The sequence below is a fragment of the Paenibacillus sp. FSL E2-0190 genome, assembly GCF_037992965.1.
GTDB classification, from domain to species: domain Bacteria; phylum Bacillota; class Bacilli; order Paenibacillales; family Paenibacillaceae; genus Paenibacillus_AQ; species Paenibacillus_AQ odorifer.
In genome coordinates this window covers 6,995,975-7,011,582 of record NZ_CP150306.1, presented here as the reverse complement: position 1 = coordinate 7,011,582, position 15,608 = coordinate 6,995,975, and the positions used below count along the sequence as shown (strand labels likewise).

At 42.2% G+C, this 15,608-nt stretch carries 18 protein-coding genes and 1 tRNA gene; 17 read left to right on the top strand and 2 right to left on the bottom strand.

Translation table 11 applies throughout. The annotated features are described in order from the left end of the window. Positions 1-675 precede the first annotated feature (675 nt). The 12 genes from rpmH to NST25_RS30775 all read left to right on the top strand — a co-directional run bounded on the left by rpmH (position 676) and on the right by NST25_RS30775 (position 12,163). Positions 676-810, top strand: a complete 135-nt coding sequence (gene rpmH / locus NST25_RS30830; protein ID WP_036677745.1) for a 50S ribosomal protein L34 — start codon at positions 676-678, stop codon at positions 808-810. Between the two features lie 289 nt (positions 811-1,099). Further along, positions 1,100-1,450 carry a ribonuclease P protein component gene (gene rnpA, locus NST25_RS30825; RefSeq protein ID WP_036677842.1) on the top strand — a complete coding sequence of 117 codons (351 nt, stop codon included), beginning with the start codon at positions 1,100-1,102 and terminating at the stop codon, positions 1,448-1,450. Between the two features lie 86 nt (positions 1,451-1,536). Continuing rightward, on the top strand, positions 1,537-2,406 hold the full coding sequence (locus tag NST25_RS30820) for a YidC/Oxa1 family membrane protein insertase (protein ID WP_036677747.1): 870 nt from the start codon (positions 1,537-1,539) through the stop codon (positions 2,404-2,406). Beyond that, complete coding sequence (gene jag, locus NST25_RS30815) at positions 2,403-3,137, top strand: RNA-binding cell elongation regulator Jag/EloR (protein ID WP_036677749.1); 735 nt, start codon at positions 2,403-2,405, stop codon at positions 3,135-3,137. Before NST25_RS30820 ends, jag begins: the two co-directional genes overlap by 4 nt. Before the next feature lie 109 nt (positions 3,138-3,246). Next, a complete protein-coding gene (gene mnmE, locus NST25_RS30810; RefSeq protein ID WP_339191321.1) occupies positions 3,247-4,623 on the top strand; it encodes a tRNA uridine-5-carboxymethylaminomethyl(34) synthesis GTPase MnmE in 1,377 nt (458 codons plus the stop codon). 39 nt (positions 4,624-4,662) lie between these two features. Then, positions 4,663-6,549, top strand: coding sequence for a tRNA uridine-5-carboxymethylaminomethyl(34) synthesis enzyme MnmG (gene mnmG, locus NST25_RS30805; protein WP_036677754.1), 1,887 nt, complete (start codon positions 4,663-4,665; stop codon positions 6,547-6,549). 3 nt (positions 6,550-6,552) lie between these two features. After that, on the top strand, positions 6,553-7,278 hold the full coding sequence (gene rsmG / locus NST25_RS30800) for a 16S rRNA (guanine(527)-N(7))-methyltransferase RsmG (RefSeq protein ID WP_339189054.1): 726 nt from the start codon (positions 6,553-6,555) through the stop codon (positions 7,276-7,278). Between the two features lie 414 nt (positions 7,279-7,692). Further along, positions 7,693-8,508: a nucleoid occlusion protein gene (noc, locus tag NST25_RS30795; protein WP_036677760.1), complete on the top strand. Its 816-nt coding sequence runs from the start codon at positions 7,693-7,695 to the stop codon at positions 8,506-8,508. Positions 8,509-8,686: 178 nt separating this feature from the next. Continuing rightward, positions 8,687-9,448, top strand: a complete 762-nt coding sequence (locus NST25_RS30790) for an AAA family ATPase (protein WP_036677762.1) — start codon at positions 8,687-8,689, stop codon at positions 9,446-9,448. After that, positions 9,441-10,283 carry a ParB/RepB/Spo0J family partition protein gene (locus NST25_RS30785; RefSeq protein WP_248548868.1) on the top strand — a complete coding sequence of 281 codons (843 nt, stop codon included), beginning with the start codon at positions 9,441-9,443 and terminating at the stop codon, positions 10,281-10,283. Before NST25_RS30790 ends, NST25_RS30785 begins: the two co-directional genes overlap by 8 nt. Before the next feature lie 197 nt (positions 10,284-10,480). Beyond that, positions 10,481-11,626: an aminotransferase class V-fold PLP-dependent enzyme gene (locus tag NST25_RS30780; protein ID WP_339189053.1), complete on the top strand. Its 1,146-nt coding sequence runs from the start codon at positions 10,481-10,483 to the stop codon at positions 11,624-11,626. Between the two features lie 36 nt (positions 11,627-11,662). Then, a complete protein-coding gene (locus tag NST25_RS30775) occupies positions 11,663-12,163 on the top strand; it encodes a DUF4446 family protein (protein ID WP_036677768.1) in 501 nt (166 codons plus the stop codon). On the opposite strand, the gene yyaC is transcribed toward NST25_RS30775, so the two are convergent. Further along, a complete protein-coding gene (gene yyaC / locus NST25_RS30770; RefSeq protein ID WP_036677770.1) occupies positions 12,135-12,743 on the bottom strand; it encodes a spore protease YyaC in 609 nt (202 codons plus the stop codon). The two genes, NST25_RS30775 and yyaC, sit on opposite strands and share 29 nt — an antisense overlap. A 119-nt stretch (positions 12,744-12,862) precedes the next feature. Between yyaC and NST25_RS30765 the strand changes: the two genes are divergently transcribed. From NST25_RS30765 to NST25_RS30750, 4 genes are all read left to right on the top strand, one after another. Next, the gene (locus NST25_RS30765) at positions 12,863-13,108 is read left to right on the top strand and encodes a DUF3343 domain-containing protein (protein WP_076124321.1); all 246 of its coding nucleotides are present in this window, start codon (positions 12,863-12,865) and stop codon (positions 13,106-13,108) included. Positions 13,109-13,129: 21 nt separating this feature from the next. Continuing rightward, entirely contained in the window at positions 13,130-14,173 is a 1,044-nt protein-coding gene (locus tag NST25_RS30760) for a mechanosensitive ion channel family protein (protein WP_076181708.1), read from the top strand. Continuing rightward, positions 14,173-14,385 (top strand): DUF951 domain-containing protein, encoded by a 213-nt coding sequence (locus NST25_RS30755; RefSeq protein WP_036677772.1) that lies wholly within the window; start codon positions 14,173-14,175, stop codon positions 14,383-14,385. The genes NST25_RS30760 and NST25_RS30755 overlap by 1 nt, the downstream gene beginning before the upstream one ends. A 43-nt stretch (positions 14,386-14,428) precedes the next feature. Next, positions 14,429-14,519, top strand: a tRNA-Ser gene (locus NST25_RS30750). A gap of 367 nt (positions 14,520-14,886) precedes the next feature. On the opposite strand, the gene NST25_RS30745 is transcribed toward NST25_RS30750, so the two are convergent. Beyond that, positions 14,887-15,084, bottom strand: coding sequence for a YjzC family protein (locus NST25_RS30745; RefSeq protein WP_036677774.1), 198 nt, complete (start codon positions 15,082-15,084; stop codon positions 14,887-14,889). 217 nt (positions 15,085-15,301) lie between these two features. On the opposite strand from NST25_RS30745, the gene rpsF reads away from it, so the two are divergent. Next, positions 15,302-15,586, top strand: a complete 285-nt coding sequence (gene rpsF / locus NST25_RS30740; RefSeq protein ID WP_036677776.1) for a 30S ribosomal protein S6 — start codon at positions 15,302-15,304, stop codon at positions 15,584-15,586. Positions 15,587-15,608: the final 22 nt, after the last annotated feature.

Here is a 15,608-nt window from a genome sequence, read left to right as displayed (position 1 = left end):
AGACTGTCACTCCTTTAAATCTTCCAAATGTGGCATCAGCCATGAAGTGGAAATGTCGAAGAAAATAGGTTGGTGCTGATATTTATCCCCAGTAGGCAATATGAAGAGACAAAAAAATATGGATAAATTTGATTTGTTCACAACTTTATCCACAGCTTGTTGATAATTAAGAGAACAAACAAATCTATTCACATTCAAAAGTAATACCATCATAGCAAAACGCCCCTTGTTTTTCAATGAGCAGGGCTATTTTATCCACAAATTCAAGCACTTGTGTACAATTATTAGGAACACCACTACATATTGTTGATAATTTGTTTACGGTTCGACACTTTACGCCAAAGGTTCGATAATTTTATACACAGGTTGTGCTCAACTGTGAGTAGTCGACTTTATTTTTTGATCACAGGTGGATAACTGTCATATCTTGTGGATTACTTTTTTCCTGGGGAGAGTTGTGGATAAACACCTGAGCTTGAGGGGGAGGAACAAGCCGGTTACTAGGTTGACTTTTGCTCATAAAATATGTTTAAATATATAAAGGTGTTTTCTGTAAGGATATGTCTCGATATATAAAAATGATAATTCCTGTAGATACTGTCCCTACTATAAGGACGGCTTAGTCCGTTTCTGCTTATATGACAGTAATTAAGTTCCTGTAAGGGAGGTGCAATTATGAGACCGACATTTAGACCAAATGTGAGCAAACGTAGTAAGGTTCACGGTTTCCGTAAAAGAATGAGCACGAAAAACGGCCGTAAAGTGCTGGCAGCTCGCCGCTTGAAAGGCAGAAAAGTTTTGAGTGCGTAAGTTAGGCCACTAAGGGACCACTGCGGTGGTCTTTTTTTACTGCTTTTTATTATTATTGCTCTGCAAAAGTCTAGGATCTCGCTTAATGCGCTAGCTACACTTTGCGGGGCTATTTAACGTATATTGAGAAATATTTTGTGAGAAGTTGAAATTATTTTTCCTACTATATATAGAAGCTTAATTTCAGCACAGCAAATGTGGTCGTTTATGGCTGCTTGCAAATGCCTATACTATTAGAAGAAAAAATTCGGAGGGACACTTAAACCGGATTTTTATGAAGGAGATTCCCGTGCACAAAAAGTTACGTTTACGAAACCGTGCCGACTTCAGTCGTGTATACCGCCATGGGAAGTCATTTGCGAATCATCAATTTGTAGTGTATTGGTTTGGCAAAAAAGAGGTAGAGCGATTTAGAGTAGGTGTGTCTGTTAGTAAAAAGGTCGGAAACGCGGTTGTCCGTAACCGTATGAGAAGATTAGTTAAGGAAATCGTCCGTCACCATGAACCTGAGATTGCAGGTGGCTTAGACATGGTGTTTATCGTAAGAAAAGGAGCGCTTTCCATGGAGTATGCAGAGCTCGAAAAAAGTGTGCTGCATGTGCTTCGTAAAGCCAAGCTACTCAAGGCTTCCCGCAAATAAAGGGTGCTTAAGAGGCTTGTTTATTTGTATTCATAATTATGGTATGATTTACGGTGGAATGGAATGTTTAAGAGAGGGGTTTTGAAGTGTCTCTAATGAAGACTAGACGAGGAAAATGGTTTCTCCTCATCACGGTAATGGTGTTGTCGTTAGCTGTTCTGTCGGGATGCGCTCCGTCGACTGCTGTCACGCACACTACGGAGGATTTGAAGAATGGAGGCTTCTGGCAAAGTAATGTAGTGTATTATTTCGCCATTGCCTTGGACAAGTTTGCAGATTGGTTTAACGGAGAATATGGTTTAGCCGTACTTGTGATGGTTATTATTGTCCGCACGTTGATTCTTCCGCTTACTATTAAACAGGTGAAGAGCTCGCGTGCAATGCAAGCCATTCAACCGGAACTCCAAAAGATCCAGAAAAAATATAAAGACACACCTGAAAAGGTGCAGCAAGAAACAATGCGTTTGTTCCAAGAAAATAAGGTTAACCCAATGGCGGGTTGTTTACCGCTGATCGTACAAATGCCTATCTTTATCGCTCTCTACAACTCGATCTACTATAATCCACATCTACGGGAGCATACCTTCTTGTGGCTGGAGCTAGGTAAACCGGATCATCTGTTTATCTTGCCAGTGCTAGCAGCATTAACAACATTTATTCAAACTAGAATGATGACCAAAATGAACCCAGTGCAACAACAAGGGCCAATGCAGTTCATGATGATGATCTATCCAGTTCTGATCTTCGTTATGTCGTACAACTTCCCTGCAGCCTTGCCACTATACTGGGTGTACAGTAACCTTTACACTATTATTCAGAACTACTTCTTATACCGCAACAACGATAAACACAAATTGGCAATCGCAAGTGCTGTAAAAAGTACAGATGACTCCAGTCCTGCTCCGAAGAGCAAAGGCGGCAACAAGTCATCGAAGGGAGCCAAAAAGTCAAAATGAGCAAAGTCGTCGCAACAGGGAAAACCATTGAAGAAGCTGTAGAACGGGGACTAACCCAGCTTGGAGTTCAAAAGGACCGGGTAACGGTCAACGTACTTGAGCAGCCATCAAGAGGATTCCTGGGATTGATCGGTGCGAAAGGTGCCAAGGTTGAACTAACCTTGATAGCCGAAGCCGCACCGGCATCAGCGGCGAGTGCTCCGTCACTGCCTCAACAGTCAGCAAGAGAGAGCAAACAGGAGGCCATCGGCGGTGTGCCACGCCAAGATTCCGGACAACCGGTGGAGGAAGCTTACCAAGAAGCCGTTCATTTCATTGTGGATGTCGCTAAGAGCATGGGGCTCGAAGTGGAGGTAGAAATCGTCCACACCAAGGAATCCACGATTCTGCAAATTTCCGGTCCAGATTTGGGACTGTTAATTGGCAGAAGAGGACAAACTCTCGATGCTCTACAGTATTTGGCTAATATTGTAGCTAACCGTTATTCCGACAGTTTTATACGGCTTGTGTTAGATGCAGAGAACTTCCGTGAGCGCCGTAAAAAAACGCTTGAAGAGCTGGCTGATCGTTTAGCCGGACGTGTAATTCGCACTCGTAAAGAGGTTGTATTGGAGCCAATGTCTCCTCAGGAGCGCAAGATTATCCACTCCAGGTTACAGGATCACCGGCAAGTGAGTACCCTCAGTAAAGGCGAAGAGCCAAATCGCCGCGTCGTTATAACCTTGAAGTAAAGACTATATGGATGCAATGACTCCTTGACCAATGTAAGGGGTCATTGTTTTTTTAAAAATAAAAGAACGTTTCTATTCAAAAAATATAAGTTTTGGGGTGAAAAACAGCATGCTTAGTGACACCATTGCTGCCGTATCGACGGCATTAGGCGAGGGAGGAATTGCTATTATTCGGGTAAGTGGCCCAGAGGCTATTTCCCAAGTGGCACCATTATTTCGTAGCCGAGTTCCATTAACTGAAGCGGAATCGCATACCGTTCATTACGGACATATCGTCAGTCCTGATAACGGAGAGAAGATGGAAGAAGTGTTGGTAACCGTTATGAAAGGACCACGTTCTTTTACGACAGAGGATGTAGTAGAGATCAGTGCTCATGGCGGTGTAATTTCTGTAAGAAGAGTGATGGATTTACTTCTGCAGCAGGAGATAAGGTTAGCCGAGCCGGGGGAGTTCACCAAGCGTGCTTTCTTGGGCGGACGTATCGATTTATCGCAGGCTGAGGCTGTTATTGATTTGATTCGCTCTAAGTCTGACCGGGCTTTTTCTGTAGCTTTAAAACAGGTTAGCGGATCCTTATCGGATCGAATTCATGCTTTACGCCATACACTTATTGAGATGCTGGCTCATATTGAAGTGAATATAGATTATCCAGAACATGATGTAGAATCCATGACAGCTGAATTTATTAAAGATAAAAGCAGTGAGGTTATGGAGGGAATAACAAAGCTGCTTAAGACATCTAATGAAGGAAAAATACTTCGTGAAGGGATTACGACAGCTATTGTCGGACGTCCGAACGTTGGTAAATCATCATTGCTAAACGCATTAGCGCGTGATAACAAAGCGATTGTAACAGATATTCCAGGAACAACACGTGATGTAATAGAAGAATTTATAACGATAAATAATATACCGCTTAAGCTGCTCGATACAGCGGGAATTCGTGAAACGATGGATGTTGTTGAGAAAATTGGGGTGGAGCGCTCCAAAGCGGCAGTTAGTGACGCCGACCTGATTCTACTTGTGCTGAATGCTAATGAAGAGCTGCATGAGGATGAATTGGCATTGATGGAACAAATCCACGGTAGACAGTGCCTAGTAATCATGAATAAAATGGACTTACCGCCCAAACTGGATAAGGATAAGTTGCTCTCATTTTTTGAAGAGTCTAACATTGTACCGATGTCCGTTCTGGAAGAGGAAGGTCTAGACAAACTTGAAGATGCCATTTCGACACTCTTTTTTGGTGGAAAGCTGGAATCGGGTGACTTGACATATGTGAGTAATGTGAGACATATAGCCCTGCTCAAAAAAGCCTATAAATCACTTCAAGACGCATACGATGCTGCAGAACAGTATATACCGATTGATATGATTCAAATCGATGTACGGCTCGCATGGGAACAGCTTGGTGAAATAATTGGCGATACTGCAGCTGACTCTTTGTTAGACCAAATATTCTCACAATTTTGTTTAGGAAAATAAGATTCACGATTTAATATAATTTCAAGGGGGAAACAGGACATGAGTTATGATGGAGGCAACTATGACGTTATCGTCATTGGCGCTGGTCATGCTGGCTGTGAAGCAGCACTGGCTGCAGCCCGGATGGGTTGCAGTACGTTAATGATCACAATTAACCTGGATATGGTTGCATTCATGCCCTGCAATCCGTCCATAGGCGGACCTGCCAAAGGACATGTAGTGCGTGAAATTGATGCGCTTGGCGGAGAAATGGGCCGCAATATAGATAAGACATTCATTCAACTGCGTATGCTGAATACAGGTAAAGGACCAGCAGTACATGCTTTACGTGCACAAGCTGATAAATTCCTTTATCAACATACAATGAAGGAAACTATGGAGAAAACGCCTAATTTGACACTTCGTCAAGGGATGGTTGAGCGTTTAATCGTTGAGGATGGACGTTGTGTAGGTGTAGTTACGAAGACTGGCACTGAGTACCATAGTAAGACTGTTATCCTGACAACAGGTACTTACCTGCGTGGTAAAGTGATTATGGGTGAGCTAACATATGAAAGTGGACCTAACAATCAACAGCCATCCGTGAAGCTTTCTGAGAACTTACGGGAGCTTGGGTTTGAATTGGTTCGTTTTAAAACAGGTACTCCACCACGTGTACATCGTGATACGATCGATTTCTCTAAGACAGAAATTCAACCAGGGGACGATGAACCGAAATTCTTTTCGTTCGAAACGAAATCATCCGATAACGAACAGCTTCCTTGTTGGTTAACGTATACCTCTGAGGTTACTCATCAGATTATTAATGATAACCTTCATCGTGCGCCGATGTTCACAGGTATTATCGAAGGAACTGGCCCACGTTATTGCCCTTCTATAGAAGATAAGGTCGTAAGATTCAGTGATAAATCTAAGCATCAGATCTTTTTAGAGCCAGAGGGAAAAAATACATCGGAATACTATGTACAAGGTCTGTCCACTAGTCTTCCTGAGGATGTACAGCTAGCTATCTTACGTTCCATTCCTGGTATGGAAAAGGTAGAGATGATGCGTAACGGCTATGCTATTGAATATGATGCAATGGTTCCTACACAGCTATGGCCATCTCTTGAAACTAAACGTCTTCCAGGTCTGTTCACTGCTGGACAAATCAATGGCACTTCCGGTTATGAGGAAGCAGCAGGCCAAGGGGTTATGGCTGGAATTAATGCAGCACGCAAAGTGCAAGACAAAGAACCCGTAATCCTAGATCGTTCACAGGGATACATTGGTGTACTCATTGATGATCTCGTGACTAAGGGAACGAATGAACCTTACCGTCTGCTTACTTCACGTGCAGAATATCGTTTGTTGCTTCGCCATGACAATGCAGATCTAAGACTTACACCTATCGGTTATGACATTGGTTTGATCACACAGGAGCGTTTCGATAACTTCACAGATAAGAAAGAACGGGTGGAGCGTGAAATTGTTCGTCTGCAAGAAACAAAGGTTAAACCTGTTGATGTAAACCAAGTACTAGCGCAATATGAATCGGCACCTATTGTAGATGGCAGTAATTTGCTTGTTCTGATGCGGCGCCCAGAGCTTGTATATAGTTTTGTTGATCAAGTATCACCATCACCAGAGATGCTGGATGCAGAAATGAAGGAGCAAGTAGAAATCCAAATTAAATATGCCGGATATATAGAAAAACAACTTCAACATGTGGAGCGCCTGCAAAAGATGGAGAAGAAAAAAATTCCAGATGACATTAATTATAATGAAATCCATGGATTAGCGATGGAAGCGCGGCAGAAGCTGACTAAGATTCACCCGATCTCTATCGGGCAGGCTTCTCGGATTGCGGGAGTTACACCTGCTGATATTTCCATTCTTCTTGTATATCTTGAGCATTACAACCGGGTAACCGCGGCGAAAGGATAAGCTATGGATAATACGGAAGTTCAATTCACACAACTATTACAGGAACGAGGCATATCCCTTACAGCAGAACAGTTAGCACAATTTGATCTGTATTATAATGAACTCGTAACCTGGAATGAAAAAATGAATCTCACGGGTATAACTGAGCGAGAGCAGGTATATACGAAGCATTTCTATGATTCTATTTCATTAGCTTTTTTCCTTGATATTAACGAGATCACCAATCTCGCAGATATCGGTTCAGGAGCTGGGTTTCCAGGAATCCCACTTAAAATATGTTTTCCTCATTTGAAGCTAACGATTGTTGATTCGCTCAATAAACGAATTTCATTTCTGCAGCATGTAAGTACGACATTGGGATTAACTGATGTACAATTGATCCATGGGCGGGCAGAGGATGTTGCGCGCAAGTTCACTCATCGTGATGCCTATGATTTGGTTACAGCACGTGCGGTAGCAAGACTGTCTTTATTGAATGAATTTTGTCTTCCCTTCACACGCAAAGATGGGGTGTTCGCTGCAATGAAGGGCAGCGATCCTTCAGAGGAATTAAGCGAAGCTAAGTACAGCTTAAAAGAGCTTCGTGCTGAACTCAGCAAAGTGGAGTCGTTCAGCTTACCAGTGGAGGAGTCGGATCGACATATTGTTATGATCCGGAAGACAGGAGCAACACCAGCTAAATACCCAAGAAAAGCGGGAATTCCTGCCAAAATGCCATTGATAAAATAATGTTTCACGTGAAACATTGCCGATACTCAAAGTTCCTTTAGGAGCATTCTCTTTGAACAAAGGGAATGCTCTTTTTTTATGAAGATGATGATAACAAAAATCGATAAATATCAAATTAGATAAAAATTAGATTTATAAGCTGATTTGGTTGTTGCACCTGTAAAAATGCAGGAAAAATAGGTCTTTACGGAGAATATGATTATGTGGAGAAAAGTGATAGAATAGCATAGTAGACTTTAATTTTGTATATAACTCCTTCTCTGTACTCTTGTTCGAAAGAAGGAGAGATTATGATGCCTGTTCATTACAGGTAATTCCATAATATCAGAATGTTTTAGATTGCTGTACGATATGCTTTCCGTGAAGAAGGTCAAGAAGATCGTACTATAACGAAATTAGGTGGTTATGAACGGAATGAAAGAACAATTTACCAAGCTATTTGGGTTTAACGAGCGGAGCAGCGGAGAAGAAATCAAACAAATACCAGTTCATGAGGTCGTTAGCAGTCCTTACCAACCACGGACTATATTCGATGATGACAAAATTGATGAGTTATGTCAGACAATTAAAACTCATGGTGTCATTCAGCCTATTGTTGTACGTATGCGAGATTCCATATATGAGATCATCGCAGGTGAACGGCGCTGGCGGGCAGTTAAAAAGCTTGGTTTAGAGACGATCCCTGCTATTGTCCGTGAGTTCAATGATTCTCAGGCAGCATCTATTGCGCTCATAGAAAATCTACAGCGTGAAGGTTTGACCTCCATAGAAGAAGCTGTCGCTTATCAGAAGTTAATTGATCTTCATCAATTAACACAAGAAAGCTTAGCACAACGCTTAGGCAAGAGTCAGTCGACTATTGCGAATAAGATTCGTTTACTCCACTTACCTGAAGAGGTTAAGACAGCGTTGATGGAACGTCAGATTTCCGAAAGACATGCGCGTTCACTCTTATCACTGGATAGTGTGGAAATGCAATTAAAAGTTTTGGCAGAGATTATTGCAAAAGGATTAAATGTTAAACAGACGGAAGCTCGTATTGCTTTCTATAAACAAGTTTCGCAAACTAAAAAGTCAAAACGGGTCTCCTATACCAAGGATGTTCGTCTCGCTCTTAATACAATTCGTCAATCTATTGATATGGTGTCAGGCTCAGGTATGGAAATCAAAACGTCAGAAAATGACCGTGGTGACCATTACGAGATTGTAATCCAGATCCCCAAAAGATAAATTGTTTCAAAAGCTGAAGGCGGCCTTAAAGTGATTGGCCGCCTTTTGTGTGACTTAAACCAGGATGTATTGCTCAGTCCTGCATTTTAGAGTTTTAGCTCATATTAAGTAACATAGTTTGGCCGTTTGTACTTGCGATCTACGAGAAGATTCTTCCTAACTATTCGAGGTGAAATTAGTGTCCAAGATTATTGCCATAGCAAATCAAAAAGGCGGTGTCGGTAAAACAACATCCTCTGTGAACCTAGGTGCCGGTATGGCTACATTAGGAAAAAGAGTGCTTCTAGTTGATATCGATCCTCAAGGTAACACTACCAGCGGCGTTGGCATCAACAAGGCGGACGTAGCGAATTGTATATATGACATTCTCATTAATGAAGTAAATCCTCTAGAAACGATACTTGAAACTCAAAATGAAGGACTGCACATCATCCCGGCGACCATTCAATTAGCGGGGGCGGAGATCGAATTAGTATCAACGATTTCCAGAGAGTTGAAATTGAAAAAAGCCCTAAATGCGGTTAAAAATAATTATGACTACATCATCATTGATTGTCCTCCATCCCTTGGGATTTTGACGATCAATTCCCTTACAGCTGCTGATTCGGTAATCATTCCGATTCAATGTGAATATTATGCGCTCGAAGGGTTGAGTCAGCTTTTAAACACCGTGCGTCTAGTACAAAAAAATCTTAATCCGCATTTAAAAATAGAGGGAGTACTATTAACCATGTTGGATGCCCGTACGAATCTAGGGATCCAAGTCATCGAAGAGGTTAAAAAGTATTTTCAGGAAAAAGTTTACAGAACTATCATTCCTCGGAATGTCCGCTTAAGTGAGGCACCGTCTCATGGACAATCCATTATTACTTATGATCCTCGCTCAAAGGGAGCAGAAGTGTATTTAGAGTTGGCAAAGGAAGTGATTTCTTATGAGTAAACGTTTAGGGAAAGGTCTGGATGCTCTGATTCCTTCTTTATCTATTAATGAAGATGATAAGGTAGTAGAAATCCCATTAGCTCAATTACGGGCTAACCCTTATCAACCACGCAAGGATTTCAATGAAGAAGCAATCCAGGAATTGGCTGAGTCCATCAGACAACATGGCGTGATTCAACCGATCATTGTACGTAGTGTTTTGAAGGGGTATGAAATCATTGCCGGTGAACGCAGATTCCGGGCATCGCAATATTGTGGTAAACCTACGATTCCAGCAGTCGTAAGAAATCTAAGTGATCAACAGGTCATGGAGATCGCCCTGATTGAGAACTTGCAACGTGAAAATTTAAATGCAATGGAAATCGCAGTTGCTTATCAAGGTTTGATGGATCAATTTTCACTCACACAAGAAGAGCTATCACTTAAAGTTGGAAAGTCCAGATCCCACATCGCCAACTTTCTAAGATTGCTTACTTTACCGGAAGATGTAAAAGAATATGTTTCACGTGGAACAATGTCTATGGGACATGCACGAGCTATTGTTGCCTTGAAAGATCCGGAAGTCATTAAACAATTAGCTGAACAATGCGTGGAACAGCAATGGAGCGTAAGAGAGCTTGAAGAAACAGTGAAAAATCTGGATCGAAAGCCAACGAACGGTACGAAGATTAAAGTTGTTAAACGTGATCCCTATATTGATAATGTAGAGGAAGTATTACGTGAACGGTTTAAAACAACGGTTAAGATAAAACAAGGTAAGGAAAAAGGGAAGATTGAACTAAATTACTACAGTGCGCAGGACTTAGAAAGATTGTTAGAATTATTGGGTAACTAAATGGGTATCTATGCCAAGAACATATCCTGAGCTATCCGTAATCGGATGAGTAGGGGTATGTTTTTTCAAAATATAAGGATGTATAAAGTGCAGCTGAATATTATCCTTATATTTTCTACAGATAAGGTTATTATCAATAAAGGGCGACAACGTTGTTTCTTCTTAATGAAAAAGAGTATGAGACGAGGAGCGGGGTTATGGAAGACTTCGTATATTTGGATCATGCGGCTACGTCCTGGCCTAAACCTCCAGAGGTGGCAGCTGCTATGATGAATGCTTTGCAGTCGGGAGCAAATGCTGGCAGAGGAAATTATTCGTTGGCCATGGGAAGCGGACGGGTGTTGGTGAGAGCCCGGAGTTTGCTGGCGGAGTTGTTTGGGGTTTCTAATGCACAAGACATAGCATTTACCCAAAACACTACGATGGCATTAAATATGGCGATTAGAGGTACGCTCAAAGCAGGGGATCATGTAATCTCTACAATGACTGAACACAATTCTGTGCGGAGACCTTTGGAATATTTACGTAAGTCACTAGGGATAAGTGTTGATTATCTGAAGGTGGATCGAGCGGGTCAATTGGATTTGAACGAATTGGGCAAAACGTTTCGACCAAACACTAAAATGGTAATTTGTAATCATAGCTCCAACTTATTAGGTAGTATACTTCCCATTGGTGAAATCGGGGATCTAGCTAAAGCAAAGGGTGCTATATTTCTAGTGGATGCTGCTCAAAGTGCAGGCTCGCTTGATATTGATGTGAAAAAGATGAATATTGACTTATTAGCTTTTCCTGGGCATAAAGGATTGCTTGGACCACAAGGGACTGGTGGGCTCTATATATCACCTGAATTGGATCTCGAGCCCTTAATGCATGGAGGGACAGGCAGTCAATCTGAGAATAGTGAACAACCCTCTGTTCGCCCAGATCGGTATGAAGCGGGAACGCAAAATGCGGTAGGAATTGCTGGTTTACTAGCCGGTGTTCAAAAGGTAAAATCGATAGGGACAAACGTTATCCACGAAAGAGAGTGGAAGCTGACTCAACTGCTGATGGAGGGCTTGTCCCATATTCGAAACATTAAACTGTTAGGCCCCACATTAGGGGCTCCGAGAACTGGAATTGTGTCGTTTGTAGTGGATGGGGAAGAATCGGCGAATATAGCCCACCGTCTAGATCGTGAGTATAAAATAGCCGTCAGAGCGGGTATGCATTGTACCCCACTGGCACATAAGGCTGTTGATACACTAGAAAGTGGTGCTGTTCGGGCGAGTGTAGGCGTAGATACAACAGAGCATAATATAAGCAGAATGCTAGCTGCTATGGATGAGTTATATGGCTGATGCCCGCAGCAGATAAATAAAAAGGATGGTCCATTCATGTCTGAAATGAATCAATTAATTAATGAACAGTTGCAGTGGTTTGTGTTTGGTTTCGTAGTAATTATGCTAGTACTGATAGTGACTGTAATCGCCCAGGGAGCTAAGCTGCGGACTATACGGCGCAAATATGAGGCCATGATGGCAGGAAGCGGTGTGGAGGATCTGGAAGGCCTTCTGGTTGATCTGAAGAACCAAAGCGACATGCTGGAAGAAGAACAACGTGAGCAAAAAGCGTTGATAGAAGCTACCCAAGTCAAAATCCGCGGCATGAAGTCAAATATCGCTCTGAAGCGTTATAATGCCTTCGGTGAACGTGGTAATGATTTGAGCTTCTCGGTGGCTATTCTGGATGACAATAGCAGTGGCATTGTATTAACCAGCCTTCATAATCGTGAGAACTCATATATTTACTCCAAGCCTATGCAAAATGGGGAATCACAATACGCCTTATCGCCTGAAGAAAAAGAAGTTATAACTCTCGCGTTGCAGCAGAAGTAGCATGCAGGTTCCATTGTTTTAAAGCAGAATATAGACTTGTAGCGATAATATCAGATAATCGCATGACTAGACTTAGCCGTGTATTCTGCAATACGAAATACTCCATAAAGCCGCCGACATTAACGATTCCAGTCAAATGGATATCTCCAACCGGCGGCAATTGTTTATTTACGCCAGCTCCTGGTCTGAGGGGGCCTTCAACGACTTGGATGCAGCCAACACTAGTAGAGTGACCTAAGCAGGCATCTATTCCGATGACAAACGGGTTATTATATTTTTCATTAATTAGAGACAAAGTCTCTTCAAGATTGACGGCATGAACCGGTTCTTCAAGGGTACCGTATAAATGAAACAATGGACTATGAAAACGGGATAATGCAGTACCAACAAGAGGACCGAGAGAATCTCCGGTGGAGCGATCAGTGCCTACACAGATGACGATAATTTGAGTCTCTGGACGCGTGCGTGAAAAGTGGAAAAGTAGCCGATGAGTAATTGCGGAATAGATATCGGGATCTGTATGTGATATTTTTAAACAGGATGTTTCTTGCGCTGCTGTAGCCTTGGATGAGGAGTTCATACCATCTTCCTTTCTAAGGGTGATTCTATTTGTTGGTATCTAGTATATGGATAGAAGAGGGGTTTTATACTCCAGCTGCAAGAGATAGGACGATAAACCTATGGAGAGGCTTGACGTATATGCAGGATGAGATGTTAATAGCGTTTGACTCCACCCAGCAGGCGCTTCGTGCTGAAATGCTGCTTGAGTATGCTGAAATAGAAATTGATATATTTCCAACTCCGAAGGAGATCACCGCAGGCTGTGCAATTTCAATTCAGTTTTTTCAAAATGCGCTGGAAGAGGTAAAAAGAATTATAGTTGAGCAGGAAATAGAAATACGCGGCATCTACGGAAAACACAACGAGAACTACATACTGATTTAGGGGTAGGGAGGAGTACATGCGATGAATATGTGGATACTGGAGGCTGATACACCCGGTGCGGATACATTAAAAGATGCCATTCGCTTTAAAGATAAGGTGTGGAATTGGTTTACCGATGCTGATATGTGGGCGGATGTATTATTTGCGGGTCTACGGATTCTTGTTATTTTTCTCTTAACCCGGGTTATTATTAAAATTGTTTCTAATATTATTGATCGTTCGCTTGAGCGTAAAACCGGGGGCAGACTTCTGTCCAACACACGAAGGTTTACTACGGTTGGGGAATTGATGAAAAATGTAGTGACAGTTATCTGTAATTTTGTGATGATCATGCTCGTGCTTTCTGAGTTCCACTTCGATTTGGCACCATTGTTGGCTGGAGCGGGTGTGCTTGGTTTAGCAGTGGGTTTTGGGGCGCAAAGTTTGGTGAAGGATGTTATTACAGGTTTCTTTATTATTTTAGAGGATCAATTTGCAGTGGGTGATGTAATTCAAACGGGGACCTATAAAGGAACGGTAGAATTAATCGGACTGCGAACAACCAGACTGTTAAGCACAACTGGAGAAGTATTTATTATCCCGAATGGATTAATCACGAACGTGACCAATTATTCTCTCTCGAATGCATTGGCTGTAGTTGATGTTCCTGTAAAAATGGAGCGGAGCTTGGAGGCCACGCTAGGTTTGATTGGAGAAGCGCTAAAAGGAATAGAAGAGCGTAACTCTAATGTTCTTGCTTATCCTAATGTGCTCGGTATACAGTCCATGAGTACTTCGGAATATGTAATTCGTATAGCGGCTAGCTGTTTACCTAATGCAAAAGAGGTTGCGGAGAGACAGATTCAGAATGATATTAAGCAGGCACTAGAGAAACTAAGCAGTCTAGAGCAGGCCCAAGCTGCTCAAGCCGAAGAGGAAGCGCGTTTGAAGGCAGAAGAAGAAGAAGCAAAGGCTGAAATTGAACTGGCAAAAGCAGAAAATGAGCAGGAAGTATCGGATACGCCTGACACTGGATCAAGACGCCAAATCGCAGCTACACAAGAGGGGAAAAAGGGGGAAGGGTAGTGGAACGTAAAGTTTTTCAGCTTGGAGATATTGTACAGATGAAGAAACAGCACCCTTGCGGTTCTAATGAGATGGAGATCATTCGTATGGGGATGGATATCCGCATTAAGTGTACAGGATGTCAGCATAGTGTTCTGATTCCCCGGGCGAAATTCGAGAAGAATATGAAGAAGGTACTGCGTTCTGCAGAGGGAAATACAGACAATAATTAAGCTTGCAAATGGCATGTCTGCATGATACAATTATTTTTGCTGCGGAGAGGTACCCAAGAGGCCCAAGGGGGCTGACTCGAAATCAGTTAGGCGTGTCACAGCGTGCGTGGGTTCGAATCCCACCCTCTCCGCCACTTCAGCATAATATAACATTTTAATGAATCCTTCGTTCCTGTAACGGAGGTTTTTTTGTGTCCACTGAGCTGTTTGCAAAAGATCATAACATGCAAAAAGAAGGGCCCTTTCGGGTCCTTCTTCAAGAGGCAGTACATCAATGATGTTGGAATTTCTCTGTATATAGCGACTAAAGTGATTTAGGCGTTGCTGAGGTTACTGCTTTTTAGACAATAACCCACTACTATTCCCAGCTAACAATAGATGCTGAATCAGATATCCTGTGATTGTGTTCGTCTACGACGGCCAACGGAACCACACCTCTCTTTTGTACTGCCTGAGTATAGTATGTGTAATGTCGTTTTTTTTATACACATTTATTTTTATTTAATGTACACGTGCTTTTTCAACCTTTTTCCACTTCCGATTTTTGTTACTGGTCTCGGGGAAGGTGTCCCCTTTTTCCATTTTAATATGCTGTGGATTCTGAATTTCGGTGTGGAAGCTTCGCGCTTCACCTACCTCTGTATACATGCCTGGATTGGGGGCTTTGTCGCCTTTTTCATATTCTGTCTTTTCGCCCATCATTATCGCTCCTTCCTTAAGTGCAGATGAATTCACTGATTATTGTGCGCAGGTAGGCTTTTTTTCATGTAAAAAGAGGGTGGAGGGTTGTCCGGTATTAATATTGCTTGCACTCTGCTGCTCGTTTTGGTATATTAATCAGGTGCGAGTCTATGTTTGTGCTCGTTCCTTGCTCCTGACGTGATTAGGGGCCTCAGACCATAAGGAGGTGAAAATTATGCGCAAATATGAAGTGATGTACATTATTCGTCCTGACATTGAACAAGAAGCTGTTCAAGCAGCAGTCGATAAATTCCAAGGCATCATCTCCAATGGCGGGGAAATTACAAAGCACGAAGTGCAAGGTAAACGCCGTCTTGCGTATGAGATCAAGAAATTCCGTGATGGCGTTTATGTTTTGGTTAACTTCAATGCAGAACCTGCAGTAGTTACTGAATTAGAACGTCTTATGAAGATTTCTGACGAAGTTATTCGTTATCTCATTACGAACGACGTTGCTTAAGATCTTGACAAGCTTTGTAATG